Annotated in this window: 28 protein-coding genes; 5 read left to right on the top strand and 23 right to left on the bottom strand. The window is 68.8% G+C overall.

The features are described 5' to 3' along the window. Nucleotides 1–45 precede the first annotated feature (45 nt). From nuoK to Q9G87_RS02075, 13 genes are all read right to left on the bottom strand, one after another. Nucleotides 46–342, bottom strand: a complete 297-nt coding sequence (gene nuoK, locus Q9G87_RS02135; RefSeq protein WP_305914431.1) for an NADH-quinone oxidoreductase subunit NuoK — start codon at nt 340–342, stop codon at nt 46–48. After that, entirely contained in the window at nt 339–1169 is an 831-nt protein-coding gene (locus Q9G87_RS02130) for an NADH-quinone oxidoreductase subunit J (protein WP_305914430.1), read from the bottom strand. The genes nuoK and Q9G87_RS02130 overlap by 4 nt, the downstream gene beginning before the upstream one ends. After that, nucleotides 1162–1677, bottom strand: coding sequence for an NADH-quinone oxidoreductase subunit NuoI (nuoI, locus tag Q9G87_RS02125; protein WP_305914429.1), 516 nt, complete (start codon nt 1675–1677; stop codon nt 1162–1164). Before nuoI ends, Q9G87_RS02130 begins: the two co-directional genes overlap by 8 nt. After that, complete coding sequence (gene nuoH / locus Q9G87_RS02120; RefSeq protein ID WP_305914428.1) at nt 1664–2962, bottom strand: NADH-quinone oxidoreductase subunit NuoH; 1299 nt, start codon at nt 2960–2962, stop codon at nt 1664–1666. Before nuoH ends, nuoI begins: the two co-directional genes overlap by 14 nt. Continuing rightward, nucleotides 2959–5334 carry an NADH-quinone oxidoreductase subunit G gene (locus Q9G87_RS02115; protein WP_305914427.1) on the bottom strand — a complete coding sequence of 792 codons (2376 nt, stop codon included), beginning with the start codon at nt 5332–5334 and terminating at the stop codon, nt 2959–2961. The genes nuoH and Q9G87_RS02115 overlap by 4 nt, the downstream gene beginning before the upstream one ends. Further along, complete coding sequence (nuoF, locus tag Q9G87_RS02110) at nt 5331–6620, bottom strand: NADH-quinone oxidoreductase subunit NuoF (protein ID WP_305914426.1); 1290 nt, start codon at nt 6618–6620, stop codon at nt 5331–5333. The genes Q9G87_RS02115 and nuoF overlap by 4 nt, the downstream gene beginning before the upstream one ends. Further along, the gene (gene nuoE / locus Q9G87_RS02105; protein WP_305914425.1) at nt 6617–7273 is read right to left on the bottom strand and encodes an NADH-quinone oxidoreductase subunit NuoE; all 657 of its coding nucleotides are present in this window, start codon (nt 7271–7273) and stop codon (nt 6617–6619) included. Before nuoE ends, nuoF begins: the two co-directional genes overlap by 4 nt. After that, complete coding sequence (locus Q9G87_RS02100; RefSeq protein ID WP_305914424.1) at nt 7270–8595, bottom strand: NADH-quinone oxidoreductase subunit D; 1326 nt, start codon at nt 8593–8595, stop codon at nt 7270–7272. Before Q9G87_RS02100 ends, nuoE begins: the two co-directional genes overlap by 4 nt. Next, on the bottom strand, nt 8592–9296 hold the full coding sequence (locus Q9G87_RS02095) for an NADH-quinone oxidoreductase subunit C (RefSeq protein ID WP_371825716.1): 705 nt from the start codon (nt 9294–9296) through the stop codon (nt 8592–8594). Before Q9G87_RS02095 ends, Q9G87_RS02100 begins: the two co-directional genes overlap by 4 nt. Further along, entirely contained in the window at nt 9293–9844 is a 552-nt protein-coding gene (locus Q9G87_RS02090; protein WP_305914423.1) for a NuoB/complex I 20 kDa subunit family protein, read from the bottom strand. Before Q9G87_RS02090 ends, Q9G87_RS02095 begins: the two co-directional genes overlap by 4 nt. 3 nt (nt 9845–9847) lie before the next feature. Next, a complete protein-coding gene (locus Q9G87_RS02085; protein WP_111175515.1) occupies nt 9848–10243 on the bottom strand; it encodes an NADH-quinone oxidoreductase subunit A in 396 nt (131 codons plus the stop codon). Between the two features lie 64 nt (nt 10244–10307). Then, nucleotides 10308–11561, bottom strand: a complete 1254-nt coding sequence (locus Q9G87_RS02080; protein WP_305914422.1) for a geranylgeranyl reductase family protein — start codon at nt 11559–11561, stop codon at nt 10308–10310. A 168-nt stretch (nt 11562–11729) separates the two neighbouring features. Beyond that, on the bottom strand, nt 11730–12446 hold the full coding sequence (locus tag Q9G87_RS02075; RefSeq protein WP_305914421.1) for a demethylmenaquinone methyltransferase: 717 nt from the start codon (nt 12444–12446) through the stop codon (nt 11730–11732). 79 nt (nt 12447–12525) lie between these two features. On the opposite strand from Q9G87_RS02075, the gene Q9G87_RS02070 reads away from it, so the two are divergent. Beyond that, nucleotides 12526–13764, top strand: a complete 1239-nt coding sequence (locus Q9G87_RS02070) for a hypothetical protein (RefSeq protein WP_305914420.1) — start codon at nt 12526–12528, stop codon at nt 13762–13764. Here the strand turns inward: Q9G87_RS02070 and Q9G87_RS02065 are convergent. Further along, nucleotides 13761–13979 carry a DUF4229 domain-containing protein gene (locus Q9G87_RS02065; RefSeq protein WP_305914419.1) on the bottom strand — a complete coding sequence of 73 codons (219 nt, stop codon included), beginning with the start codon at nt 13977–13979 and terminating at the stop codon, nt 13761–13763. The two genes, Q9G87_RS02070 and Q9G87_RS02065, sit on opposite strands and share 4 nt — an antisense overlap. Before the next feature lie 257 nt (nt 13980–14236). Between Q9G87_RS02065 and Q9G87_RS02060 the strand changes: the two genes are divergently transcribed. Then, nucleotides 14237–14458, top strand: coding sequence for a BldC family transcriptional regulator (locus tag Q9G87_RS02060; protein WP_181616591.1), 222 nt, complete (start codon nt 14237–14239; stop codon nt 14456–14458). Between the two features lie 146 nt (nt 14459–14604). On the opposite strand, the gene Q9G87_RS02055 is transcribed toward Q9G87_RS02060, so the two are convergent. Together Q9G87_RS02055 and Q9G87_RS02050 are read right to left on the bottom strand one after the other, a co-directional pair. Then, nucleotides 14605–14850 carry a hypothetical protein gene (locus tag Q9G87_RS02055; RefSeq protein WP_305914418.1) on the bottom strand — a complete coding sequence of 82 codons (246 nt, stop codon included), beginning with the start codon at nt 14848–14850 and terminating at the stop codon, nt 14605–14607. A gap of 11 nt (nt 14851–14861) precedes the next feature. Next, nucleotides 14862–15875: a hypothetical protein gene (locus tag Q9G87_RS02050; RefSeq protein ID WP_305914417.1), complete on the bottom strand. Its 1014-nt coding sequence runs from the start codon at nt 15873–15875 to the stop codon at nt 14862–14864. Nucleotides 15876–15998: 123 nt separating this feature from the next. Here Q9G87_RS02050 and Q9G87_RS02045 point away from each other — a divergent pair, with 123 nt between their 5' ends. After that, nucleotides 15999–16292: a PLDc N-terminal domain-containing protein gene (locus Q9G87_RS02045; RefSeq protein ID WP_305914416.1), complete on the top strand. Its 294-nt coding sequence runs from the start codon at nt 15999–16001 to the stop codon at nt 16290–16292. A gap of 1 nt (nt 16293) precedes the next feature. On the opposite strand, the gene ccsB is transcribed toward Q9G87_RS02045, so the two are convergent. The 6 genes from ccsB to Q9G87_RS02015 form a co-directional block, all read right to left on the bottom strand. Next, complete coding sequence (gene ccsB / locus Q9G87_RS02040; protein ID WP_305914415.1) at nt 16294–17349, bottom strand: c-type cytochrome biogenesis protein CcsB; 1056 nt, start codon at nt 17347–17349, stop codon at nt 16294–16296. Continuing rightward, nucleotides 17339–18910, bottom strand: coding sequence for a cytochrome c biogenesis protein ResB (gene resB / locus Q9G87_RS02035; protein ID WP_305914414.1), 1572 nt, complete (start codon nt 18908–18910; stop codon nt 17339–17341). Before resB ends, ccsB begins: the two co-directional genes overlap by 11 nt. After that, nucleotides 18910–19632, bottom strand: coding sequence for a cytochrome c biogenesis CcdA family protein (locus tag Q9G87_RS02030; RefSeq protein WP_305914413.1), 723 nt, complete (start codon nt 19630–19632; stop codon nt 18910–18912). The genes resB and Q9G87_RS02030 overlap by 1 nt, the downstream gene beginning before the upstream one ends. Next, nucleotides 19625–20191, bottom strand: a complete 567-nt coding sequence (locus Q9G87_RS02025; protein ID WP_305914412.1) for a TlpA family protein disulfide reductase — start codon at nt 20189–20191, stop codon at nt 19625–19627. Before Q9G87_RS02025 ends, Q9G87_RS02030 begins: the two co-directional genes overlap by 8 nt. 87 nt (nt 20192–20278) lie before the next feature. Continuing rightward, a complete protein-coding gene (locus Q9G87_RS02020; protein ID WP_305914411.1) occupies nt 20279–20917 on the bottom strand; it encodes a histidine phosphatase family protein in 639 nt (212 codons plus the stop codon). A 37-nt stretch (nt 20918–20954) separates the two neighbouring features. Next, the gene (locus tag Q9G87_RS02015) at nt 20955–21875 is read right to left on the bottom strand and encodes a LysR family transcriptional regulator (protein ID WP_305914410.1); all 921 of its coding nucleotides are present in this window, start codon (nt 21873–21875) and stop codon (nt 20955–20957) included. A 184-nt stretch (nt 21876–22059) separates the two neighbouring features. Here Q9G87_RS02015 and Q9G87_RS02010 point away from each other — a divergent pair, with 184 nt between their 5' ends. Next, nucleotides 22060–22950, top strand: a complete 891-nt coding sequence (locus tag Q9G87_RS02010) for an EamA family transporter (RefSeq protein WP_305914409.1) — start codon at nt 22060–22062, stop codon at nt 22948–22950. Here the strand turns inward: Q9G87_RS02010 and hemL are convergent. Then, nucleotides 22892–24181 carry a glutamate-1-semialdehyde 2,1-aminomutase gene (gene hemL / locus Q9G87_RS02005; protein ID WP_305914408.1) on the bottom strand — a complete coding sequence of 430 codons (1290 nt, stop codon included), beginning with the start codon at nt 24179–24181 and terminating at the stop codon, nt 22892–22894. The two genes, Q9G87_RS02010 and hemL, sit on opposite strands and share 59 nt — an antisense overlap. Nucleotides 24182–24281: 100 nt before the next feature. Between hemL and Q9G87_RS02000 the strand changes: the two genes are divergently transcribed. After that, entirely contained in the window at nt 24282–24515 is a 234-nt protein-coding gene (locus Q9G87_RS02000; protein ID WP_305914407.1) for a type II toxin-antitoxin system VapB family antitoxin, read from the top strand. Nucleotides 24516–24699 lie beyond the last annotated feature (184 nt).

Below are 24699 nucleotides of genomic sequence, written 5' to 3'. Positions count from 1 at the left end.
GTGTGCTGGGCGATCTGAGCGATTTCAGATTCCACCAGTCACCTCTTAGTACTTCAGCAGGTTGGCGTCGTCGACCGACGCGGACCTGCGGGTTCGGAAGATCGTCACGATGATGGCGAGGCCTACCACGACCTCGGCCGCGGCCACCACCATCACGAAGAACGCGATGATCTGGCCTTCCAAGTTGCCGACCTGCCTGGAGAAGGCGACGAACGCGAGGTTGCAGGCGTTGAGCATGAGCTCCACGCACATGAACACCACGATCGCGTTACGCCTGATCAGCACGCCGATGGCGCCGATGGCGAACAACAGGCCGGACAGGACGAGGTATTGCGTCGTCATTTGTTCACCTCGTTGGTGGTCTGCTCGGCGTCCTGCTCCTCGGCCTCGTCGCGCGCGTGGATGTCGCGCTCCTCGGCGTCTTCCTCGACCGTGTGCTTGATGGCCGCGGCGAACCTGGGGTCGGCGGGCAGGTGGTCGTGCTCGACGTCGTAGCGCGCGATGTAGCGGTTGACCGAGGACTCCGCGACCGTCCCGTCGGGCAGCAGCGCCGGCATGTCGATGGCGTTGCCGGTGGCGTACGTGCCGGGGCCCGGCAGCGCCGACGGCCGGTCGCCGGCGAACCTGGCCCGGGCCAGGTCCTTCTGCGTGGGCTTGTCGGTGAGCCGCTCGCGGTGCGCCAGCACCATGGCGCCCAGCGCCGCGGTGATCAGCAGCGCCGAGGTGATCTCGAACGCGAAGACGTACTTGGTGAATATCAGCAGCGCGATCGAGCGGATATAGCCGCCCTGCGCCGTGGCCTGCGTCAGCCCGACCTCGGGAGCGAAGATCGCGTTACCGACGGCCAGGATGATCAGCGTGGCGAAGCTGATGCCGGCGAGCACCGCCCAGAAGCGCTGGCCCCTGATCGTCTCGACGAAGGAGTCGGACGAGTCCACGCCCACCAGCATGAGCACGAACAGGAACAGCATCATGACGGCGCCGGTGTAGACGATGATCTGCACCGCGGCCAGGAAAGGCGCGTCCTGCACCGCGTACAGGACCGCGAGGCAGAGCATCACCGTGCCGAGCATCAGCGCCGAGTACACGGCCTTCCGGTTGAAGACCATGCCGAGCGCGGCGCCGACGGACACGACGGCAAGCACCCAGAACGTGATGGTCTCACCCATTGGTCCGCCCCAGCCGGTAGTAATCCTCTTCGGTCTCACCGAGCCGCATGGGGTGCGGCGGCTGCTCCATGCCCTGGGTCAGCGGCGCGAGCAACATCTCCTTGGTGAAGATGAGGCCCTCGCGAGTGCTGTCGGCGAGCTCGTACTCGTTGGTCATGGTGAGCGCGCGGGTCGGGCAGGCCTCGATGCAGAGACCGCACAGGATGCACCGCAGATAGTTGATCTGGTAGGTGCGGCCGTAACGCTCGCCCGGCGAGAAGCGCTCCTCATCGGTGTTGTCCGCGCCCTCGACGTAGATCGCGTCGGCCGGACACGCCCAGGCGCACAGCTCGCACCCCACGCACTTCTCCAGCCCGTCGGGCCAGCGGTTGAGCTGGTGACGCCCGTGGAAGCGAGGAGCCGTCGGCCTCTTCTCCTCCGGGTAGTTCGTCGTGACGGGCTTCTTGAACATCGTATGGAAGGTGACCCCGAAGCCTTTGACGGGGTTCAGCCAATCAGTTAGTCCCACTGGGAATCTCCTTGTGCTGCACCCCGTGGTAGTGCGGCAGATCGAGCGGCGGCACCGGGAAGCCACCCTTCGTCGGCTCGTTGGACAGTTCCTCGAACTCGGCTTCGACCTGGGCCTTCCTGGCTTCCTTGCGCCGCTGGTTGACCGTGTCGAACCGCATCCAGATGGCCAGCGCCCCGACCACGATGATCCCGGTGACCGCGAGACTGATCATCCGGGAGTCGTTGATCACCACGCTGCGCACACCGGCGACCAGCAGGATCCACGCCAGGTTGACCGGGATCAGCACCTTCCAGCCCAGCGACATGAGCTGGTCGTAACGCACCCGCGGCAGCGACGCCCGCACCCACACGATGAAGCTGAAGGTCAGCACGAACTTGATGAAGAACCACAACACCGGCCACCAGCCCGTGTTGGCGCCCTCCCACAGCGAGATCGGGAACGGCGCCCGCCACCCGCCGAGGAACAGCGTCACCGCGATGCCGGAGGCGGTGAACGTGTGCAGGTATTCACCCATCATGATCAGGGCGAACTTCAGCGACGAGGAGTATTCGGTCTGGAACCCACCGACCAGCTCACCCTCACCCTCGGGCAGGTCGAACGGAATGCGGGCGGCCTCACCGAACATGCAGACCACGTAGATCAGGAACGACGGGAGCAGCAGGAACACATACCAGGTCTGCTCCTGCGCCGCCACGATCTCCGACGTCGACAGCGTCCCGGCGAACAGGAACACCGCCACGAACGACAGGCCCATCGCGATCTCGTACGACACCACCTGCGCCGCCGACCGCAACCCGCCCAGCAACGCGTACGGCGAGCGCGACGACCACCCGGCCAGCACCACCCCGTAAACCGACACCGCGCCCATGGCCAGCATGAACAGCACCGCCACCGGCAGGTCCACCAGCTGCAGCGGCGTCTGCACGCCGAACAGGTTGACCATCGGCCCGAACGGCACGATCGAGAAGGCCAGGAACGCCGGCACCACCATGATGATCGGCGCCAGCAGGTAGAGCACCTTGTCCACCGTGTTGGGGAAGAGGTCCTCCTTCAGGCCCATCTTCAGGCCGTCGGCCACGGACTGCAGCAGACCGAACTTACCGGCCCGGTTGGGGCCGTAGCGGTTCTGCATCCGCGAGATCAGCTTCCGCTCGAACCAGACGCCGAACAGCACGCCCAGCATCAGGAAGACGAACAGCATCACGGCCTTGATGATGGTGATCCACACCGGGTCCTGGCCGAAGTTGGCCAGGGTGGGATCGGCCGCGAGAACGTGGATCATGAGGCGCTCCCGATGGTGACGATGTCGCCGGCCACCGCACGCAGGTCGCGCGTGACCGAGCAGCCGCCGGAGTTCGAAGGCACCCAGACCACCCGGTCGGGCAGGTCGGCGACGCGCACCGGCAGCGTCACGTTGTCGCCGACGACGAGCTTGTCGCCGTCGGCGACGCCCAGCTCGGCGGCCGTGCCCTCGGAGACCAGTGCTTCGGCGGTGCGGGCGGTGCCCGCGAGGTACGGCTCGCCGTCCTGCAGCCTGCCGTCGTCGAGCAGCAGGTGCCAGGTGGCCAGCAGCGCCTGGCCCGCCTCCGGCACCTCCTGGGTGCGGGTCAGGGCGTTGGGGGCGCTGACCCGGCTGCCACGCCAAGCGCCCAGGGTGGACAGCTCACGACGGGCGCCCTTGGCGTCCGGCAGGCCCAGGTGCACGTCCATCCGGTCGGCCAGGTTGCCGATCACGGCCAGGTCGCTCTGCAGGCCGGGAACCTTCAGCGGCGCCTCGAACGAGCGGCCTCGGCCCTCCCAGTTGACGAACGTGCCGGCCTTCTCCTGCACGGCGGCGACCGGCAGCACCACGTCGGCGCGGTCGGTGACGGCGCTGGCGCGGATCTCCAGGCTGACGATGAACGGCGTGTGCTCGAGCGCGTCGAGCGCCGCCGCCGGGTCGGCCAGGTCGTACGGGTCGACGCCGGCCACGACCAGCGCGTCGATGTCCCCGTCGCGGGCGGCCGTGAGGATGTCCGCGGTGTCGCGGCCCGGGGCGGCGGGCAGTGAGGACACGTTCCACGCCCTGGCGACCTCGGCCCTGGCGGTCTCGTCGTCCACCGGGCGGCCGATCGGCAGCAGGTTGGGCAGCGCGCCGGCCTCGACCGCGCCGCGCTCACCGGCCCTGCGCGGGATCCAGGCGAGCTTGCCGCCGGAGGCAGCGGCCAGGCGCACCGCGGCGGACAGGGCGCCGGGCACGGTGGCCAGTCGCTCGCCCGCCAGGATGATCGCGCCCTCGGGCAGCGTGCCGACCAGGTCGCCGATCGCGTCGGCCTCGACGCCGGGCGCGGTGCGGATGAGCGTGCCGCCCATCTTCGCCAGGCCCGGGGAGGCGAACGGCGCGATCGAGCTGACCTTGAGCCCCTTCTTCATCCACGCCTTGCGCAGGCGCAGGAAGACGATCGGGGACTCCTCTTCGGGCTCGAACCCGACGAGCAGCACGTGCGGGGCGTTCTCCAGGTCGCTGTAGCTGACCTCGATGCCCTTGCCGGCCACCGCGTGGGCCAGGAACTGCGCCTCCTCGGCGGAGTGCGGCCTGGCGCGGAAGTCGATGTCGTTGGTGCCCAGCGCGAGCCTGGCGAACTTGGCGTAGGCGTAGGCGTCCTCGACCGTGACCCGGCCGCCGACCAGCACACCCGCCTTGCCGCGGGCCTTGGCCAGGCCCTCGGCGGCGACGGCCAGCGCCTCCGGCCACGAGGCCGGCACCAGCACGCCTTCCTCGTTGCGGACCAGCGGCGTCTTGAGCCGGTCGGGCTGCGTGGCGTAGGAGAACGCCCAGCGGCCCTTGTCGCAGTTCCACTCCTCATTGACCTGCGGGTCGTTGCCCGCCAGGCGGCGGGTGACGCGGCCGCGCCGGTGGTCGGTGCGCTGGGCGCAACCGGCGGCGCAGTGCTCGCACGCGCTCGGCGTGGACACCAGGTCGAACGGGCGGGCGCGGAACCGGTAGGCGGCGCCGGTGAGCGCGCCGACCGGGCAGATCTGCACCGTGTTGCCGGAGAAGTAGGAGTTGAACGGCTTGCCGTCGGCCGTACGCACCTGCTCCTTGGCCCCGCGCTCGAAGAACTCGATGAGCGGGTCGCCCGCGATCTGGTCGGAGAAGCGGATGCAGCGCGCGCACTGCACGCAGCGCTCGCGGTCCAGCAGCACCTGCGTGGACAGCGGCAGCGGCTTGGGGAAGGTGCGCTTCTGCTCCTGGAACCTGGACTCGCCGCGGCCGTTGGACATGGCCTGGTTCTGCAGCGGGCACTCGCCGCCCTTGTCGCAGACCGGGCAGTCCAGCGGGTGGTTGAGGAGCAGGAACTCCATCGCCGACCGCTGCGCCTTCTCGGCCACCGGCGAGGTGAGCTGGGTCTGCACGACCATGCCCTCGGCGACCTCGATCGCGCACGACGGCTGCGGCTTGGGGAAGCCGCGGCCGTTGCCTGCGTCAGGGATGTCGACCAGACACTGACGGCAGTTGGCCGCAGGGTCCAGCAGGGGGTGGTCGCAGAACCTGGGGATCTGGATGCCCAGCAGCTCGGCGGCCCGGATGATCAGGGTGCCCTTGGGGACACTGACCTGGAACCCGTCGATGGTCAGGGTCACCAGGTTCGTTTCTGTTTCTACGACGGTCACTGCTCACCCCAGAGAGTGGACTTCTTCGGGTCGAACGGGCAGCCGCCGATCTCGAAGTGCTTGAGGTACTCCTCACGGAAGTACTTCACGGAGGAGTGAATCGGGCTGGTCGCGCCGTCGCCCAGGGCACAGAACGAGCGACCGAGGATGTTGTCCGCGATGTCGGTGATCGTGGTCAGGTCCTCCTCGGTGCCCTGGCCCTTCTCCAGGCGCTTGAGCACCTGCTTGAGCCAGTAGGTGCCCTCGCGGCACGGCGTGCACTTGCCGCACGACTCGTGCGCGTAGAACTCCGTCCACCGCAGCACGGTGCGGACCACGCAGGTGGTCTCGTCGAAGATCTGCAGCGCGCGGGTGCCGAGCATGGAGCCCTTGGCGCCGACCGCCTCGAAGTCGAGCGGCACGTCCAGGTGCTCGTCGGTGAAGATCGGCGTGGACGAGCCGCCCGGGGTCCAGAACTTGATCTGGTGCCCGGCGCGGACGCCGCCGGCCATGTCGAGCAGCTCGCGCAGCGTGATGCCGAGCGGTGCCTCGTACTGGCCGGGGCGGGTCACGTGGCCGCTGAGCGAGAAGATGCCGAAGCCCTTGGACTTCTCGGTGCCCATCCCGGCGAACCAGTCGGCCCCGTTGGCGATGATCGAGGGAACACTGGCGATCGACTCGACGTTGTTGACCACAGTGGGCGAGGCGTAGAGGCCCGCCACGGCCGGGAACGGGGGCTTGAGCCGCGGTTGACCTCTGAAGCCCTCCAGCGAGTCGAGCAGCGCCGTCTCCTCGCCGCAGATGTACGCGCCCGCGCCGCTGTGCACCACCAGCTCCAGGTCGTAGCCCGAGCCGAAGATGTCGCTGCCGAGGTAACCCTTCTCGTACGCCTCCCGCACGGCCGCGTGCAGCCGCCGGATCACGTGCAGGACCTCGCCCCGCACGTAGATGAAGGCGTGGTTGGCCCGGATCGCGTAGGACGTGATGATGATGCCCTCGACCAGCGCGTGCGGGTTGGCCATCATGAGCGGGATGTCCTTGCAGGTGCCCGGCTCCGACTCGTCGGCGTTGACGACGAGGTAGTGCGGCTTTCCGTCGCCCTGCGGGATGAAGCCCCACTTCATGCCGGTGGGGAAGCCCGCGCCGCCGCGGCCGCGCAGGCCCGAGTCCTTGACGGCCTGGATGACGGCGTCGGGGTCCATGCCCAGCGCCTTCTTGGCCGCGTCGTACTCGCCGTAGACGTCGAGGGTGAAGGAGTTGGGCTGGTCCCAGTTCGCCGTCAGGACCGGTGTCAAAGTCGTCGTCATGCCTCCGGGGCCTTCCATCCTCTGGCCTTGGCCACCTTCAGGCCCTCCAGCGAGGGACCGGCCGCCGACGGGCCGTCGCCCGCCTGGTCGTCGGGCAGGCCCGCGAGCACCCGCGAGGCCTCCTTGAAGGTGCACAGCTTCTTCGGGCCGCGCGTGGGCCGCACGTCCTTGCCGTCACGCAGGTCGTCGACGAGCTGCTTGGCCGACTCGGGCGTCTGGTTGTCGAAGAACTCCCAGTTGACCATCATGACGGGCGCGAAGTCGCAGGCCGCGTTGCACTCCAGGCGCTCCAGCGAGACCTTGCCGTCCGGGGTCGCCTCGTCGTGACCGACGCCGACGTGCTCCGACAGCTCCTCCCAGATCTCGTCGCCGCCCATGACCGCGCACAGCGCGTTGATGCACACGCCGACGTGGTAGTCGCCGACGGGCTTGCGCTTGTACATGGTGTAGAAGGTCGCCACGCCCGTGACCTCGGCCTTGCTGAGGCCCAGCATCTCCGCGCAGAACTCCTGCCCGTCGTCCGAGACGTAACCGTCCTCGGACTGGACGAGGTGGAGCAGCGGCAGCAGCGCCGACCGCGTCTTCGGGTAGCGCCCGATGATCTCCTTGGCGTCCCGCTCAAGACGCTCACGGACATCCGGTGAGTAAGTCACCGGTCCACACCTCCCATGACGGGGTCGATAGATGCCACCGCGGCGATCACGTCGGCGACCTGGCCGCCCTCCGCCATCGCGGGGAAGCTCTGCAGGTTGCAGAAGGACGGCTCGCGGAAGTGCACGCGGTAGGGCCGGGTGCCGCCGTCGCTGACCACGTGCGCGCCAAGCTCGCCCTTGGGGGACTCGATGCTGGCGTACGCCTGCCCGGCCGGCACCCTGAAGCCCTCGGTCACCAGCTTGAAGTGGTGGATGAGGGCCTCCATCGAGGTGCCCATGATGTGGGCGATGTGATCGGGCGAGTTGCCGAACCCGTCGGGGCCGAGCGCGAGCTGCGCGGGCCAGCCGATCTTCTTGTCCTCGATCATCACCGGGTCGCCCTTGAGCGGACCGGCGATGCGGTCCAGGGCCTGCTCGATGATCTTGAGGGATTCTTCCATCTCCCTCATACGCACGAGGTAGCGCGAGTAGACGTCGCAGCCGCGCTCGGTGGGGACCTCGAACTCGTACGTCTCATAGCCGCAGTAGGGCTGCGACTTGCGCAGGTCCCACGGCAGGCCGGCGGCGCGGAGGATCGGTCCGGTGACGCCGAGCGCCATGCAGCCGGTGAGGTCGAGGTAGGCCACGTCCCTGGTGCGGCGCACATAGACGGGGTTCTCGTCCAGGAGCTTGCGGATGTCCTTGATCCGCTTCGGCATCTCCTTGAGGAACTCGCCGACCTTGTCCACCGCGCCGGCCGGCAGGTCCACGCTGACGCCGCCGGGGCGGACGTAGGCGTGGTTCATGCGCAGGCCGGTGATGTACTCGAACAGGTCCATGACCATCTCACGGTCGCGGTACCCGAACAGGAACGGCGTGGTCGCACCCAGCTCCATGCCGAACGTGCCCATGGCCACCAGGTGCGAGGCGATGCGGTTGAGCTCCATCATCATCACGCGGATGGCCTGCGCCCGCTCGGGGACGCGGTCGGTGATGCCGAGCAGCTTCTCCACGCCCATGCTGTAGGCGGTCTCGTTGAAGATCGGCGAGAGGTAGTCCATGCGGGTCACGAACGTGGTCCCCTGGGTCCACGTCCGGAACTCCATGTTCTTCTCGATGCCGGTGTGCAGGTAGCCGATGACGCCGCGGGCCTCGGTCACCGTCTCACCGTCGAGGGTCAGGACCAGACGGAGCACGCCGTGGGTGGACGGGTGCTGCGGGCCCATGTTGACGACCAGGCGCTCTTCTTCGGTGTCGCGCGCCCCGGCGACGACCTGGTCCCAGTCGCCGCCGTTGACCGAGTAGACCTTGCCCTCGGTCGCCTCATCATAAGCGGTGCTCATGAGTAGCTTCTCCTCTGGTCCGGCGCGGGGATGGTGGCGCCGCGGTATTCGACCGGGATGCCGCCCAGCGGGTAGTCCTTACGCTGCGGGTGACCGTCCCAGTCGTCCGGCATCATGATCCGGGTGAGCGCGGGGTGGCCGTCGAAGACGATCCCGAAGAAGTCGTACGTCTCCCGCTCATGCCAGTCGTGACCAGGGTAAACGCTCACAGTCGATGGGATGTGCGGGTCGGCGTCCGGCGCGCTCACCTCCACGCGCACGCGCCGGTTGTGGGTGATCGAGACCAGGTGATAGACCGCGTGCAGCTCCTCGCCCACCAGGTGGGGGTAGTGCACCCCGGACACGCCGAGCGACAGCTCGAAACGCAGCGCCGGGTCGTCACGCAGCTTCTGCGCCACCTCGACGAGGCGCTCGCGCTTGACGTGCAGGGTCAGCTCGCCGCGGTCCACGACCACGCGCTCGATCGCGTCGTCGAGCGCCAGGGTGTCGACGATCTCGTCGAAGTAGCTCCCGTACGGGCGCGGCGTGGAGATCTGCGGCGCCCGGCGGACGACGAGGCCACCGTAGCCGGAGGTGTCGCCGGAGTCCGATGCCCCGAACATGCCACGCCTGGCGACGGGAGCCTCGGGCACCGCCGGGACCGGGACCTCGGGGGTCTCGCCGCTGTCCGGGCTACCGGGGAGGTTGTCGGGCGAGGTCACTTCGCGGCCCCCTGGTCGATCAGCGGCAGCGTGCGCAGCGCCTGCAGCTCGAGCTCCTCGATCTGCTTGGCACGGTGCGCGCCGAACTTCATGTTTTGAATCTTGTCGTGCAGCTTGACGATGGCGTCGATGAGCATCTCCGGCCGCGGCGGGCAGCCCGGCAGGTAGATGTCGACCGGCACGACGTGGTCCACGCCCTGCACGATGGCGTAGTTGTTGAACATGCCGCCGCTGGAGGCGCACACGCCCATGGCGATGACCCACTTGGGCTCGGCCATCTGGTCGTAGATCTGGCGCAGCACGGGGGCCATCTTCTGGGAGACGCGCCCGGCGACGATCATCAGGTCGGCCTGGCGAGGAGACGCCGAAGCGCGCTCCATGCCGAAGCGCGCCAGGTCGTAGTGGGGGCCGCCGGTGGCCATCAGTTCGATGGCGCAGCATGCCAACCCGAAGGTGGCCGGCCATACGGAGTTCTTGCGTGCCCATCCGGCGGCCTGTTCGACCGTGCTGAGGATGAACCCGCTGGGGAGTTTTTCTTCAAGTCCCATTTTTTAGTCCCAGTCCAGACCCTTGCGGCGCCACACGTACGCGTAGGCGACGAGCACGGTGACGATGAACAGCAGCATCTCCACGAGCGCGAACAGCCCGAGGCCCGAGGAGAGCACGCGGCCGAGGTCGTCCGTCTGCGGCGCGAACGAGACCGCCCACGGATAAAGGAAGATGATCTCGATGTCGAACACGATGAAGAGCATCGCGGTGACCATGTATTTGAGCGGGAACCGTCCGCCACCGACGGGCTGGGGCGTCGGCTCGATGCCGCATTCATAGGCGTCAAGCTTGGCGCGGTTCCAGCGCTTGGGGCCGGTGAAGGGAGCGATGGCGACCGAGAAGATCGCGAAGCCCCCCGCGAGAACGGCGAGCACCAGGATGGGCACGTAAAGGTCCATCGCTACGCCTCCTCTGGAGTCGCCGCGCGCGCCGGCGCGCAGCAGGATCTGTTAATTGCGGGATTCATGCTGGTGGGGCGACCTTCGAGAGTGCGTTGATGATCTTGTCTGACGCATCGCCTCGCCGGTCGGTGAGATTACCAAGGAGTTTGAGAGCGAAGCGCATCAGCCTGGGGTGAGGGAGCCCGTGCCTGGTGCCGAAGCTCATCACACCCGGCTTCCCAATCGCCTCGACGAACAACCTGCCGAGCGTGAAATATCCGCCGTAGGCGTCCTTCAGCGTCTTGGGGTAGGTCCGCAGGGTCCGCTCGCGCTGCGCGGGCGTGGTGCCCTTGAGCGCCTTCGCGATGACCTCGGCGGCGATCTCGCCGGTCTCCATGGCGTAGGCGATGCCCTCGCCGTTGAACGGGTTGATCGACCCGCCCGAGTCGCCGACGAGCACGAGCCCGCGCGTGTAGTGCGGCTGCCGGTTGAAGGCCATCGGGAGCGCGGCGCCGCGGATCGGGGCCGTCATGGTGTCCTCGGTGAACTCCCAGTCGGCCGGCATGGCCTTGCACCAGCGGCGGAGCAGGTCACGGTAGTCGATGTTCTTGAACTGGTCGCTGGTGTTGAGCAGCCCGAGCCCGACGTTGGCGGTGCCGTCGCCGACGCCGAAGATCCAGCCGTAGCCGGGCAGCAGCGTCTCGCCGTCCCACAGCTCCAGCCAGATCTCGAGGTAGTCGTCGTCGTGCCGGGGGCTCTCGAAATAGGTGCGGACGGCCACGCCCATCGGCCGGTCCTCACGCTTGTGCAGCCCCATGCCCACGGCCAGCCGGGTGCTGTTGCCGTCGGCGGCGACCACCACGCGGCTACGGTAGGTCCGCCCGTCCTTGGTCGTCACGCCCACGATGTGGCCGCTGCGGTCGTCGAGCACGGGCCCCGTGACGGTGACGCCCTCCATCATCCGCACGCCGTTCTTGACCGCGTTGGCCGCGACGATCTCGTCGAAGTCCATGCGGGTGCGGACCAGCCCGAAGTCGGGGAAACGCTCGAGTTGCGGCCAGTCGAGCTCGAATCGGTGGCCACCGCCGACGACCCGCAGGCCCTTGTTCCTGACCCAGCCGGGCGCGTCGATGTCGACGCCCATGTTCTGCAGCTGCTTGACCGCGCGGGGGGTCAGCCCGTCGCCGCAGACCTTCTCGCGGGGGAACCTGGTCTTCTCGAGGACCAGCACGTCGAGCCCGGCCTGAGCGAGGTAAAAGGCAGTTGCGGAACCGGCGGGACCGGCGCCGACGACGATGACGTCAGCGTCAGCCTGAGTGGCTGCTGGCACGGTCACTAGACCTGTCCTGTCCTACACGCGCGAAGGCCGTGGGGTGGCGCGCCTTCGTTCCTTTGTGAACCCCTTCACAAACTTGTCGGCCCGCAGTCTACTGCTTTTCCTGTACATAGTGGCAGTCGGGGTGCTGTTCTGTGATCCAAGAGGAACGGTGTGTCGCCCGTGACATCACAGTGGCTTGAACCCCCTGTGCAGGGCGACGATCCCCATCGTGAGATTGCGCCAGGCCACCCGCTCCCAGCCCGCCTGCTGAATGATCCCCGCGAGCGTGCTCTGGTCGGGCCAATCCCGGATCGACTCGGCCAGATATTCGTAGGAATCGTCATTGGACCCGAAGACTTTGGCCACTTTCGGCAGCAGCCTCATCAGATATTCGCGGTAGACCAGGTCGACAGCGGGCACCGTCACATGCGAGAACTCCAGGATCACCAGCCGCCCGCCTGGCTTGGTCACCCGCAGCATCTCGCGCAGCGCCTGCGCGGTGTCATGGACGTTGCGCAGCGCCACCGAGATCGTCACCGCGTCGAAGGAGTCGTCGGCGAACGGCAGCCGCAACGCGTCCCCCGCGATGAACGGCACCCCCGCGCCGCTCAGCGCATTGCCGCCGTGGCGGCGCACGCCCGTGCGGAGCATGCCGAGCGAGAAGTCGGAGGCGATCGCGCGCGCGCCGAGCGTGGTGAACGCGTCAGTGGACGTGCCGGTGCCGGCACCCAAGTCGAGGACGAGCTCGCCCGGGCCCGCGTCGACGGCGGCGGCCACCGCCTTGCGCCAGAGCCTGACCTGCCCGAGGGAGATCACGTCATTGACCAGGTCGTAGCGCCGGGCGGTGCGATCGAACATCGCGGCGACCTCGTCCGGCTGCTTGTCCAACTGAGCGCGCGTCATGCCTGAAAGCTTATGGCCATCCAGGATAATCAACGGAAAGTAGCCTCGGCATTACTGACTGTCTGCTAGAAGTTGGGGAATGCTTGCCCGTGTCGCCCTTGCGGTGATCATCGCCTCGGCCCTCGTCGCGGAGGGGCGCCCCGTCGCCGCCGCCCCCATCGCCCACACCCGCGTCGTGACGGCCGACCCGATCGACAGCACCCCCCACGTGCTCGACGGCATCGTCAACGCCATTGCCGTCGTCGGCCACACCGCCGTGGTCGGCGGCGCGTTCAGCGAGGTGGCCGACGCCGAACGCACCACCGCCCTGCCTCGGCACAACCTGTTCGCCTTCGATCTGCGCACCGGCCGGATCCTGCCCGACTTCGCGCCCATCGTGACCGGCCCCGTCTACGCGCTGGCCGCGGGCGAGCACGGCACCGTCTACGTCGGCGGCGAGTTCTACGGCGTCAACGGCGCCCGCGCCAGAGCGCTCGCCAGGCTGCGGATCTCCGACGGCGCGCTGGTGCCGGGCTTCCGGCCGCGCCTCATCGGCGGCTCGGTGTCCGCGCTGGCCAGGCAGGGCGGCAAGCTGTACGTCGGCGGCGACTTCGTCGGCCCGCGCGAGGCGCTGGCCAGGCTGGACGCGACCACAGGGGCGGCCGACCCGGGCTTCGCCATCACACCGGGAGCGCCGCTGACCTCCGCGGCCAAGGTCTACTCGCTGGCCGTTTCGCGCGGGCGGCTCGCCGTGGACGGCACGTTCACCACGCTCGACGGCCACTCCAGGCCCCAGCTCGGGCTGATCGACATCAGCGGCCCCGTGGCCAAGGTCGCGCCGTGGCGGACCTCGGCGTACGCGCGCAAATGCGCCTCCGCGTTCCCCTCCTACGTCCGCGGGCTCGACTTCGCGCCCGACGGCAGCTACTTCGCGGTCGTCACCACAGGGGGCGCCAGAGGCGGGATGTGCGACACGGCCGCCAGGTTCGAGACGTACGCCAAGGGCTCGAACATCCGGCCCACCTGGGTCAACGCCACGGGCGGCGACTCCCTCTACGCGGTCACGGTGACAGGGGCGGCCGTCTTCGTCGGCGGGCATCAGCGCTGGCTTGACAATCCGCGGGGGCGGGACTCGGCCGGCCCTGGAGCGGTCTCGCGGCCGGGCATCGGCGCCATTCATCCGCGTACCGGAAAGGCCCTCAGTTGGAATCCCACACGGGAGCGCGGCATCGGCGTGAAGGCGTTTTCAGCGCATCACACCGGACTACTTGTCGGTAGTGACACAACGAGACTCGGACGGGAGTACCATGCCCGGATTGGCATGTTCCCTCTGCCCTAGTCGTCCTGCGGCTTCGGCCGGTCGATCTTGTCGCTGATCCGTTCGCTCATGGCGTCACGCTGCTTGGACAGCAGGACGTAGCTGGCCAGACCGCTGATCAAGAAGGCACCCAGGATCAAGAACAGCGGATTTGTCAGGCCGAGCAGGTACAGCACACCGAGGGTCACGATGAACAGGCCGATCCGCGACGCGGTGTAAACGAGAACGGGACGCACAGGTTCGAGGTTACTCGGGCCTGCGGACCGGTCGCTCTTCGCATCGGACGCGTGCGCTGCTACTGTTCCCAGTTAGGGAGTTTCGTAAAGAAACACCCACGAGAGCCCCAAAGAGGCTCTATCATATAACAATCGGGCAGTCAGCTGATAACAACCCGTGATCTTTGTAGAAAACCACGGATAAATCAGGCTTCGCTCGACACACTGGTTACCTGTCCGCCCGCTGGCAGGAAGCGGGATGCGAGGGGGAGAGATTGGTGGAGAGTAGCAGCGAGCGTCTGCTGACCCCAGGAGAGGTTGCCGCCCTCTTCCGGGTAGACCCAAAGACGGTTACACGCTGGGCTGCGGCAGGCCGCATCAGCAGTATCCGCACCCCCGGAGGGCACCGGCGTTTCCGCGAGTCGGAAGTGCACGCCCTTCTCCGAGGCGAGGACGTTCTTACGGCCGACAGGCCGACAGGTGAGTCCCCGCGCGTCTGACGATCCGCGCAGACGGTGATCCTGTGACCATGGCAGGGTCACCGCCGGCGGACCCCACTTTTCGCGTGCTTCCCGGCACACTTCCGTACGGAAAGCATGGGGCGGCGCCAACCGCCGACCGTGGCTGGCGCCTGTCCTCTGCTTGATCAGGCGTCCTCTTCCTGCTCCGCCTTGAACTCCAGGAACTCGCGCTCCAGGTCGTCGTTCTCCTCTTCCCAGCGCCTGCGGCGCGTCGCCGCCTCCTCCTCCGTCAGCGACTCGGCCAGCCACTGCTCGTAGTCCGCGTCGCCGGGCTGCACCTCCACGTAGGCGTTGCCGATCAGGCGGCCGTCCTCGCTGGTCAGGCTCTGCGGTACGCGCAAGGTCCCGTCCGCGAGCCGGATGACGTACATGACCGAACCACCTAGATTCCGTAGCGCCGGTTGAAGAACAGCATGACGTTGAGCGCCATCCGCGTGTCGCCCCCGAGCATGTCGACGAGCGCGGGACGCTGCCGGGCGGCGATGGCGGCGAAGGCGTCGGCGAAGAACTCCTTGCGCCCGAGCCCGCCGCCCTGGCGGTGGAAGGCCGAGGCGAGGATGGGCCTGGCCCCCTCGTAGAGGTGCACGAACTCTGGCGAATCGGATACCCAGTCGCCGTAGGCCGAGTCGATGTCGTCGATGGCGTGGCCGACCTCGTGCATCATCACGTCAGGAGTGGGCGAGGGGCGGTCACCCACGACGATCTTGCGGTCGCCGTAGGCGCCGGCGCAGATGTCCCACGTGGCGCGGCCGGACGGTAACGGGGCGCCGCGTAAGTAGCCCATGTCGTCGAGGTCGGGCACGCCGCCGGGGCCGACGTAGATGCCCTCCAGGCCGTTCGCGAGCTTCTCCTTCAGCCGGTCGGGCAGCCTGGCGAGGCTCTCGACGGCGCGGACGACGTCGGGCGGCGGCGGGCCCAGCCTGGCGTCCCACTGGCGGTGCAGGATCCGCTCCAGCTTCCCGCAGTGGCGCAGGCCGTCGCCCATGGACGGCACGTCCGGCCGGTGCGGTTGCGCCCTGAGGGGGCGGTCGTCGAGCTCGAAGTCGTACCAGGCGTAGCGGGGGCGCTCCATCACGGCCGCGGACAGCTCCTGGCGTTCGCGCACCGCGAAGCCGTCCCAGGTCGTCTTCTGAGCCTCGGGACGTGCCCGCTCGTGCTCGCCCGGCCACAACGGCCGCTCCGGCCGCTCAGCGCCCGGCCAGCGGCGTCGTTTGGCGCCGTTGAGCCCTTGGCCCTCCGGCGAGCGGCTCCGGGCCTCCTGGAGCCTCTCACGGGCGTTGGACCAGAATGAGCGCTCCGCCCCTCGCGGGGCCTCCGCACGGCGCGAGAACAGGTACGACCCACGCCGCCACCAGCGGCCACGACGATGGCGGCCCTTGTCGTTGGAAAAGGCCATCGCACCCCTCAACGCCCGTGGCAGCCTGCGGACACTCCACGGTACGACGGGGATCTTCTCCAAGTCACCCGAAACGGGACAACCGGAAGCACGATCACGTCGCGAATGGCTTACAGTTCGGGCATGGCAGGTGTTCTGATCGGCCTGGCGCTGCTGGCCTTCTGGCTCTTTTCCATCTTCGACGTGATCACTTCACCGGAAGACGAGGTTAGGAACGTACCAAAGGCCCTGTGGATCCTGGTCGTCGTGCTGGTCCCACTGCTCGGCGGCCTGGTCTGGCTGGCGCGCGGCCGCCCGCGGACCCCGCGGGAGGTCTGGCCGGTGCCCCCCGGCCCCGGCGTGCCGAAGGGTCCCGACGACGACCCTGACTTCCTGCGCGACCTCGACCGCCGGATGCGGGGTGACGACCTGGGCTAGGTCACACGTCGGCGTAGCTGTGCAGACCGCTGATGAAGATGTTGACGCCGATCAGGTTGAACAGCAGGCAGGCGAACGCCACCAGTTGCACGATCGTCGCGGCCCGCCCGCGCCATCCGGCCGTCACCCTGGCGTGGAGGTAGGCCGCGTAAGCCACCCACGTGATGAACGACCAGACCTCCTTGGGGTCCCAGCCCCAGTAGCGGCCCCACGCGCGGTCCGCCCACAACGCTCCAGCGATCACCGCGAACGTCCACAGCGGGAAGGCAAACACGATCGCCCGGTGCGCCACCCGCTCCAGGTCCTCACGGGCCGGCAGGCGGGACATCCCGTCCCCGCGCAGCAGATAGAGGATGCCGGCGACCCCGGCCATGGTCAGCAGGCCGCTGGCGATGATCGCCGCGGTGACGTGGATGGCGATCCAGTACGAGTTCAGCGCGGGCACCACCGGGCCCGCGGCCGTGTAGAACACCTTGACGGCGAGCCCGAGCCCGAGCGCGGCCGTCACCATGACGAAAGCGCCGAGGAAGCGGACGTTGTGGCGCAGCTGGGTGCCGAGGAACGCGGTCACGGCGGCGAAGCAGATGGCCACCACGAACTCGTACATGTTGCCCCACGGCCACCGCTCCACGGCCAGGCCGCGGGTGGCGATGGCCCCCAGGTTGGCAACCCAACCGACCCAGGCGAGCACCAGCGCCACCGTCCCGGCCCTGGCCGCCCCCGGCGACTGCCCGTCGTGGCCCTCGGCCTCTCCGGCCACGGTCGCTCCGCCTGGCCGCACCGCGCCCAGGTCGCCCGCCGTGGATCCGTGGGCAACGGACACCGCGTCGCCGCTGCCGGAATCCGCGGCGGCGTCGACGGCGCCGGCCGCAGCCACTCCGACCGCCACCGGTTGCCGGACGGCATGCCGCTCGGCGTCGGCCCCGTCGGCCTTCTTGCCCGGCCGGAAGCGTCCGAAGGCCAGCTCGGTCGCGAAGGCGACCATGGCGAAGACGTAGAGCAGGACCGCGGCGACGACGAAATAGTCGCTCGCCTCGGCCAGTTGCTCAGCGGACATCCTTCTCTCCTGCCGATAGAACCTTGACGATGTCGGCGAACTCCTCGGCGAAGCCCGCTGCGGAGCCCTCGGTGCGGGTCAGGCCGCCCACCTCGACCCTGCCCCCATCGGGGCCCTCCTTGACCCGCACGAAGACCCTGCGCCGCCGGATCATGAGCGAGAGCGCGATGGCGACGACGGCCGTCCCGGCGAACACCAGGGCGGGCACCCGTCCCGGGTCGTAGGCGATCTGGAGGGTGATCCACTCCTTCACCCCCACGAACTCCAGCTTGCCCGCCCCTTCCGGCAGGTCGACCGACTGCCCGGCGGCGAGCGGCTTGGGCACGTTCGTGCCCATGACGAGCGGCTTGAGCTTCTTCATGACGTCGGGCGGCGCGAGCTCGTAAACCGACTGCGGCTTGCCCGAGCGCATGCCCAGGTCGCCGGAGAAGGCCCCGATGAGCTGCACCTCGGGGTTGAGCTCCCCGGGGAAGGCGGAGGCGTAGGTGCCGTCGGTCAGCGGCACGCTGGTGGGCAGGAACCGCAGCAGGAAACCCAGCTGCTCCGGCTGCGCGTCCGGCGCCTTGACCACGCATCCCGAGGTCATCGTGGCCTTGTCCTCGATCAAGCACGGCACCGCGCCCTCGAACGCCACCTGGCCCTTGCCGTCGGTGACCTTGAAGACGGGGGCGTAGCCGTTGCCGATCAGGTAGGTCTGCGTGCCGTTGACCTCGAGCGGCGTGTTGACCTTGAGGTCGAAGTCCCTGGCGGGCGCGTCCGGCGAGTCGTTGACCTTGAGATGCGCTGTGTAGTCGAGCGCCTGCCCCTTCTTGTCGCCCGCGACCTGGTAGGCGACCTTGAAGTCGGCCAGCTGGAGCGAGAACGGCTCCAGTGACTCGGCCGAGACCTGACTGCCCGGGATGTACCGGTCGTAGGCGGCCACCGTGTTGGCGAACCCGTCACCCTCCACGACCAGGACGTTGCCGCGGTAGCCGAACAAGGAGCCCGCGCCGATCGCGAGCAGGATGCCGAGCAGGGCGATGTGAAAGAACAGGTTTCCCGTCTCCCGCAGGTAGCCCTTCTCCGCCGACACCCAGCTGTCCCCGGTCACGACGCGGAAGCGCAGCTTGCGCAGCCGCCGGGCGGCCTCCTCGACCTCCAGGTCCCCCTCGAACGCGGCCGCGTGGGGCAGCCGCGACAGGTTTTTCGGCGCGGCGGGCGGCTTGCGGCGCAGCTCGCGCAGGTAGGTCGCGGTGCGCGGGATGACGCAGCCGATCAGCGAGGTGAACAGCAGCAGGTAGACGGCCGCGAACCAGGTGGAGGTGAACACCTCGAACAGCTGGAACCTGTCGTACCACTCGGCCAGCGCCGGGTTCTGTTCGTAGAGCCGCGCCACCTTGTCGGGCTCGACGCCGCGCTGCGGCACCAGCGAGCCGGGCACCGAGCCGAGCGCCAGCAGGAACAGCAGGATCAGCGCCGTCCGCATCGAGGTGAGCGTGCGCCACCCCCACCGCAGCCAGCCCACCAGCCCGAACCCGGCCTGCTTGGGCGCCTGCTCCTTCTCCAGCTCCTGAACGCTCATCAGATCACCGGCTCGAATGCGCCGATCAGCCCCTGCATGCCGGCGATCATCTGTCCCCAAACCCCGGTCACCAGCAGCAGGCCGACGGCCACCATCATGCCGCCGCCGATCCTGGTGATCAGACGTGAGTGCTTGCGGATGGCCCGGAACGTGCGCAGCGCCTTGCTGTACGCGAGCGCCGCGCCCACGAACGGCAGCCCGAGGCCCAGCGCGTACGCCACGGCCAGGAGCGCCCCGCGGGCGGCACTGCCCTCGTTGAGCCCGAGCGCGAGCACGACGGCCAGCGTGGGGCCGATGCACGGCGTCCACCCCAGCCCGAACACCACCCCGAGCAGCGGCGCCCCGGCCAGCCCCGCGGCCGGCAACCGGTGGATCCGCACGTCCCGCATCAACCCGGGCACCACGCCCAGGAACGCCAGCCCGAGCAGGATCGTCAGCACCCCGAGCACCCGCGTGATGATCTCGGCGTTGCCCAGCAGCACCGACCCGAGCGCGCCGAACAACGCCCCGCTGAGCACGAACACCACGCCGAAGCCGGCCACGAACAACGCCGTCCCGAGCACCAGCCGTCCCCGCTTGGGGTCGGCGCTCATGCCCGTCACGTACGACAGGTAGCCCGGCACCAGCGGCAGCACGCACGGCGACAGGAACGACACCACCCCGGCCAGCACCGCGATCGGCACCGCCAGCAGCAGCGACCCGGAGGCCACGACGTCATTCATCGCGCACCTTGGTCACGGTGTCCATCAAGTCGGTGTATTTGACCGCGCCCAGCGCCCTGGCCGCGATCCTGCCCTGCTTGTCGATGATCAGCGTGGAGGGGATGGCCGCCGGCGGCACGGTGCCCTGGAAGGCCAGCGCCACCTTGCCCGGCTGGTCGAAGATCGAGGGGTAGCCGGTCTTCTCGGAGCGCTCGAACGCCAGCGCGTCGGCCTGGCGGTCCTTGAAGTCGACGCCCAGGAACTCCACGCCGCTGCTCTTGGTCTTGGCCGCGACCTCCTTGAGCACCGGCGCCTCCGCCCGGCACGGGCCGCACCACGACGCCCAGAAGTTGAGCACCACGACCTTGCCCTTGTGCGCGGCCAGCGAGGCGTTGCCCCCGTCGAGGGTCGGACCTTGGATGGCCGGTGCGGCCTTGCGCTCGCCCGCGGCGAACACCTGCATCTTCCCGTCGCCCGCGACGAACCGGGTGTCACCCGCCTGCGGCTGCCCGCTCTGGTTGCCGGCGCAGCCCCCGACCAGCACGGCCAGGAGGACGAGGGAGATGGACTTGGCGCGCACGGAGGAAGATCTCCTTGTACTACAACCGGTAGAGCTTGCAACTCTACCGGCGGGGCCGTACGCCCCTGACATCGGGTGACCTCGGGATCATGCGCCAGGCACGGACGGCCCGGCGTTCAGCGACCCGGCGGGCTCGCTGTAGCCGATGCTGATCAGCCGGTTGCCGTCGAACGTGAGCGTGGTGAGGCTGGCCAGCGCGCACTGCCTGCGCCGGGGATCGTGCCAGAGCCTGCGGCCCTCGGCGGCCATCCTGATCGCCCAGATCGGGAGCTGGTGGCTGACGAGCACGGCCTCGTGCCCGCGTGCCGCCGCCCTGGCCTCCTCGACCATCGACTTCATGCGCTCGACGATGGCCGGGTATGCCTCGCCCCATGACGGGCGCAGCGGGTTCCAGAAATAGCGGTAGTTGCGCCAGTCGCGAAACAGCGCCATCCCCTGCCCGACCGGGCGGCCCTCCAGAAGGTTGCCGGCCTCGATCAGCCGGATGTCCTGCTGGATCTCCAGGCCGAGCTTCTCGGCGAGCGGGGCCGCGGTCTCCAGGGCACGCTCCAGCGGCGAGCTGTAGAGAGCCACGATGTCACGACCGCCGACGGCCTTGGCGACCGTCTCGGCCATGAGCTGACCTGTCTCGGACAGGTGGTAGTCGGGCAGCCTGCCGTAGAGGATGCCGCTGGGATTGTGCACCTCACCGTGGCGCAGAAGGTGGACGACGGTGGTTTCAGCCATGGTGTGGAAAGCCTATCCGCTGGATCAGGTCACACGGTCAGTTGACCGCCCAGGCGTTCTCCTGCACCCTGCTCGCCTCGGCGAGAGCCTCGACCAAAGCCCTGATCGCGGGACGGCGCGCCGCGTCCGCCCGCCACACCGCATAGATGCGGCGCGACTGCCGCGGCCTGATCGGCACCAGCCGCACACCGGCGGGCACGCAGTCGCGGCCGAGCCGCGGCACGATGGCGCAGCCCAGGCCGGCCGCCACCAGCGCGAGCTGGGTCGGGTATTCGTCCGCCATGCACGCGATCACCGGCTCCAGCGAGGCGTTGCGCAGCGTGAACACCAGCCAGTCGTGGCAGACGGTGCCGGGCGAGGAGCTGATCCAGCGCTCGCCGTGCAGGTCGGCCAGCTCCACCTCCCTGGCATCGGCGAGCGGGTGACCGGCGGGCAGGGCCACGTCGGCGATGTCGTCGAGCAGCGTGGCCTTGGACAGGCCGTCGGGCAGCGCCATCGGCCTGTTGAGCCAGTCCTGGATGACGCCCAGGTCCAGCTCGCCCCTGGCCACGTCGCGGACGACCCGCTCGGGCTCGCGCTCGTTGAGTTGGATCCACAGGTCGGGGTGGCGCTCGCGGAGCGCGGCCAGCGCCTTCGGCATGATGCCGCGGGTCGCGGTGGGGAAGGCCGCGATGTTCAGCCGGCCGACGACCTCGCCGCGCAGTGCCTCGAAGTCGGCCTCGGCGGTCTCGACCAGGGCGAGGATGCGCTCGGCGTGCTCGGCCAGCAACCCGGCCGCGTCCGTCAGCCGCACGCCGCGGCCGTTGCGTTCCATGAGCCTGGCGCCGGTCTCCCGCTCCAGCTTGGCGATCTGCTGCGACACGGCCGACGGCGTGACCATGAGCGCGTCGGCCGCCGCGCCCACCGACCCGTAGATGTGCACTGCGTGAAGGGCCTTGAGCCGGTTCAAGTCCAACATGTAAGCCAGACTAAAGGGTTTAGCGTAGAAAGTCTCGCTTGTCCTTCAATCTGAAGTGGATGAAAATATATGCATGCGAATCATTAAGTCGAAGAAGCAGCAGTCGGGCTCCACCTCGTACCTGAAGGTCCTCGCCGAGCAGGCGCGCGAGCAGCGGATCCGGTACCAGAAGCCCACTCGCTGAGTGCGCCCCCGCCACCTCGCCCTCGCCGTCGGCCTCGCAGCCGTCTGGGGCTTCAACTTCGTCGTCATGCAAGTGGGCCTGCAGCACTTCCCGCCCCTGCTGTACGCGGGAATCAGGTTCGCCATGGCGGCCTTCCCCGCCCTGCTCATCGTGGGGCGTCCCGGAGTCCCCTGGCGCTGGGTCGCCGGGGTGGCGGCCACCATCGGGGTGGGCCAGTTCGGCCTTCTGCTCGTGGGCATGCGAGCAGGCATGCCAGCCGGGCTCACCTCACTCGTCCTGCAGATGCAGGCCCTCTTCACCGTCGTGTTCGCGGTGACGCTGCTCGGGGAGCGGCTCACCGCCCGCCGCGTGCTCGGGCTGGCCATCGCCTTCGGCGGGCTGGCCCTGGTCGCACTCGACTTCGGCGTCTCCGGCCCGATCGGCGCCTTCGCCCTATGCGTGGCGGCGGCCGCCGCCTGGGGCCTCGGCAACGTCATCCAACGCCGCGCTGCCCCTCCGGACTCCCTCCGCTTCATGGTCTGGGTCAGCGCACTGTCCGCCCCGCCACTCCTCCTCCTGTCGTTGTGGCTGGAGGGCGTGCCGACGCTGGCCTCACCCCTAGAGGGCTGGCTGTCCCTCCTCTACGTCGCGTTCATCTCCACACTGGGGGGCTTCGGCGTCTGGGGATGGCTGCTACGCCGCTACGACGCCTCGACCGTGGCGCCGTACACGCTGCTCGTTCCGGTCTTCGGCATGTCGTCAGCCGCCCTGGTCACGGGCGAGCCGCTCACCTGGCTCAAGCTCCTGGCGGCGGCCCTCATCGTCGCCGGCGTGCTCTACGCCGGCACCCGGGTTAAAGAACGGCAGCAGCCGCCTTCGCGGCGGCAGGAAGTGCTTCCGCGACGCGGTTGATCGCCTCATCGTCGTGCGCGGCGGACAGGAACCACGCCTCGTACGCCGACGGCGGCAGGTAGACACCCTGGTCCAGCATCGCGTGGAAGAACGCGGTGAACGCCGCGGTGTTCTGCGTCTTGGCCTCGTCGAAGTTCGTCACGTCCGTGTCACTGAAGAAGATCGAGAACAGGCTGCCCGCCCGCTGCAGCCGGTGCGGCACCCCGGCCGCGGCCAGGGCCTCTGAAGCCGCCCGTCCGACGGCGAGCGCCGCGGCGTCAACCCGCTCGTAGGCTGCGTCGTCCAGCGCGCGCAACGTGGCCAACCCGGCCGCGCACGCCAGCGGGTTACCCGACAGCGTCCCCGCCTGATAGACGGGACCCTCCGGTGCGAGGTTGGCCATGACGTCGGCCCGTCCGCCGAACGCCGCCGCCGGCAGCCCGCCGCCCATGACCTTCCCGAACGTCATGAGGTCGGCCTCGACGGGGTCCAGCCCGTACCAGCCGGCGGACGAGACCCGGAAGCCCGTCAGCACCTCGTCCACGATGAGCAGCGCCCCGTTGGCCGTGCAGAGCTCGCGTAGCCGCGCGTTGAACCCGTCACGCGGCGGGACGACCCCCATGTTCGCCGGACACGCCTCCGTGATCACACACGCCACGTCGGCAGCCGCGAAGGCCTCCTCGACAGCCTCGATCGAGTTGTACGGCAACACGATCGTGTCAGCCGCCGACGCCCCGGTCACGCCCGGCGTGTCCGGCAGCCCGAACGTCGCCACCCCGGACCCCGCCGAGGCCAGCAACGCGTCCACGTGCCCGTGGTAACACCCGGCGAACTTGATCACCTTGGACCGCCCGGTGAAGCCGCGAGCCAGCCGCACCGCGCTCATCGTCGCCTCGGTGCCCGAGCTGACCAGCCGCACCTTCTCGACGGGGGCCACCCTGGCGACGATTTCCTCGGCCAGCTCGACCTCGCCCTGCGTGGCCGTGCCGTACGAGAACCCGTGGGCGACCGCATTCGACACGGCCTCAACCACCGCAGGGTGCCGGTGGCCGAGGATCATCGGTCCCCAGGAGCACACCAGGTCCACGTAGCGGTTGCCGTCCACGTCCGTGATGTAGGGCCCCTGCCCTGAGGCCATGAAGCGCGGCGTGCCACCGACCGCGCCGAACGCGCGCACCGGCGAGTTGACGCCCCCGGGCACGATCTGGCGGGCGCGGGCGAACAGGTCCTCGGAGTTCTGAGTACGGCTCACCCGACCCAGGTTAGTCCCGCCCCATCCCGCTCTCCGCCCCAGCACGCGCTATGACGGCTAGGTGCATAACGTTTAGTGGTCATCAACATGAGGAGGAAGCGTGTCTGTCACTCAGATCGACATCGATGACGACGTCCTCAAAGAGGCCATGCGCATGATGGGCACGACAACGAAGAAGGAGACCGTCAACCTCGCGCTTCGCGAGTACGTCGCGCGAGTCAGACGGATCGAGGCATCGGAGAAACTCGCCGCGCGTGCGCAACGAGGCGAATTCGACGACGCCTCGGCTGCGCGTGACGCAGCGAGGGCAGCCTGGAAAGAGGCCATCTCTTGATGTCCTACCTCATCGACACATCCGCGCTGTGGCATCTCCTTCGGAACGCGGACGCGCTCGAGCATGGGCCGACCGGATCACCACGCAACCGCTACGCATCTGCGAGCCCACACGTACGGAGGGGCCAGTTCCAAAGAGCGCCTGGCGCTGGGTAGAGAGCGCCCAATACAAGCTCACGCAAAGT

Source organism: Nonomuraea turcica, assembly GCF_030718205.1.
Classification (GTDB): Bacteria; Actinomycetota; Actinomycetes; order Streptosporangiales; family Streptosporangiaceae; genus Nonomuraea.
This window is presented reverse-complemented; position numbering and strand designations above follow the sequence as displayed.

What these genes read in the sequence shown, in the direction of transcription:
- nuoK (WP_305914431.1), bottom strand. Translation starts at nt 342, where the DNA reads ATGACGACGCAATACCTCGTCCTGTCCGGCCTGTTGTTCGCCATCGGC.
- Q9G87_RS02130 (WP_305914430.1), bottom strand. Translation starts at nt 1,169, where the DNA reads ATGGGTGAGACCATCACGTTCTGGGTGCTTGCCGTCGTGTCCGTCGGC.
- nuoH (WP_305914428.1), bottom strand. Translation starts at nt 2,962, where the DNA reads ATGATCCACGTTCTCGCGGCCGATCCCACCCTGGCCAACTTCGGCCAG.
- nuoF (WP_305914426.1), bottom strand. Translation starts at nt 6,620, where the DNA reads ATGACGACGACTTTGACACCGGTCCTGACGGCGAACTGGGACCAGCCC.
- Q9G87_RS02100 (WP_305914424.1), bottom strand. Translation starts at nt 8,595, where the DNA reads ATGAGCACCGCTTATGATGAGGCGACCGAGGGCAAGGTCTACTCGGTC.
- Q9G87_RS02090 (WP_305914423.1), bottom strand. Translation starts at nt 9,844, where the DNA reads ATGGGACTTGAAGAAAAACTCCCCAGCGGGTTCATCCTCAGCACGGTC.
- Q9G87_RS02085 (WP_111175515.1), bottom strand. Translation starts at nt 10,243, where the DNA reads ATGGACCTTTACGTGCCCATCCTGGTGCTCGCCGTTCTCGCGGGGGGC.
- Q9G87_RS02075 (WP_305914421.1), bottom strand. Translation starts at nt 12,446, where the DNA reads ATGACGCGCGCTCAGTTGGACAAGCAGCCGGACGAGGTCGCCGCGATG.
- Q9G87_RS02070 (WP_305914420.1), top strand. Translation starts at nt 12,526, where the DNA reads ATGCTTGCCCGTGTCGCCCTTGCGGTGATCATCGCCTCGGCCCTCGTC.
- Q9G87_RS02055 (WP_305914418.1), bottom strand. Translation starts at nt 14,850, where the DNA reads ATGTACGTCATCCGGCTCGCGGACGGGACCTTGCGCGTACCGCAGAGC.
- Q9G87_RS02050 (WP_305914417.1), bottom strand. Translation starts at nt 15,875, where the DNA reads ATGGCCTTTTCCAACGACAAGGGCCGCCATCGTCGTGGCCGCTGGTGG.
- Q9G87_RS02045 (WP_305914416.1), top strand. Translation starts at nt 15,999, where the DNA reads ATGGCAGGTGTTCTGATCGGCCTGGCGCTGCTGGCCTTCTGGCTCTTT.
- ccsB (WP_305914415.1), bottom strand. Translation starts at nt 17,349, where the DNA reads ATGTCCGCTGAGCAACTGGCCGAGGCGAGCGACTATTTCGTCGTCGCC.
- resB (WP_305914414.1), bottom strand. Translation starts at nt 18,910, where the DNA reads ATGAGCGTTCAGGAGCTGGAGAAGGAGCAGGCGCCCAAGCAGGCCGGG.
- Q9G87_RS02030 (WP_305914413.1), bottom strand. Translation starts at nt 19,632, where the DNA reads ATGAATGACGTCGTGGCCTCCGGGTCGCTGCTGCTGGCGGTGCCGATC.
- Q9G87_RS02020 (WP_305914411.1), bottom strand. Translation starts at nt 20,917, where the DNA reads ATGGCTGAAACCACCGTCGTCCACCTTCTGCGCCACGGTGAGGTGCAC.
- Q9G87_RS02015 (WP_305914410.1), bottom strand. Translation starts at nt 21,875, where the DNA reads ATGTTGGACTTGAACCGGCTCAAGGCCCTTCACGCAGTGCACATCTAC.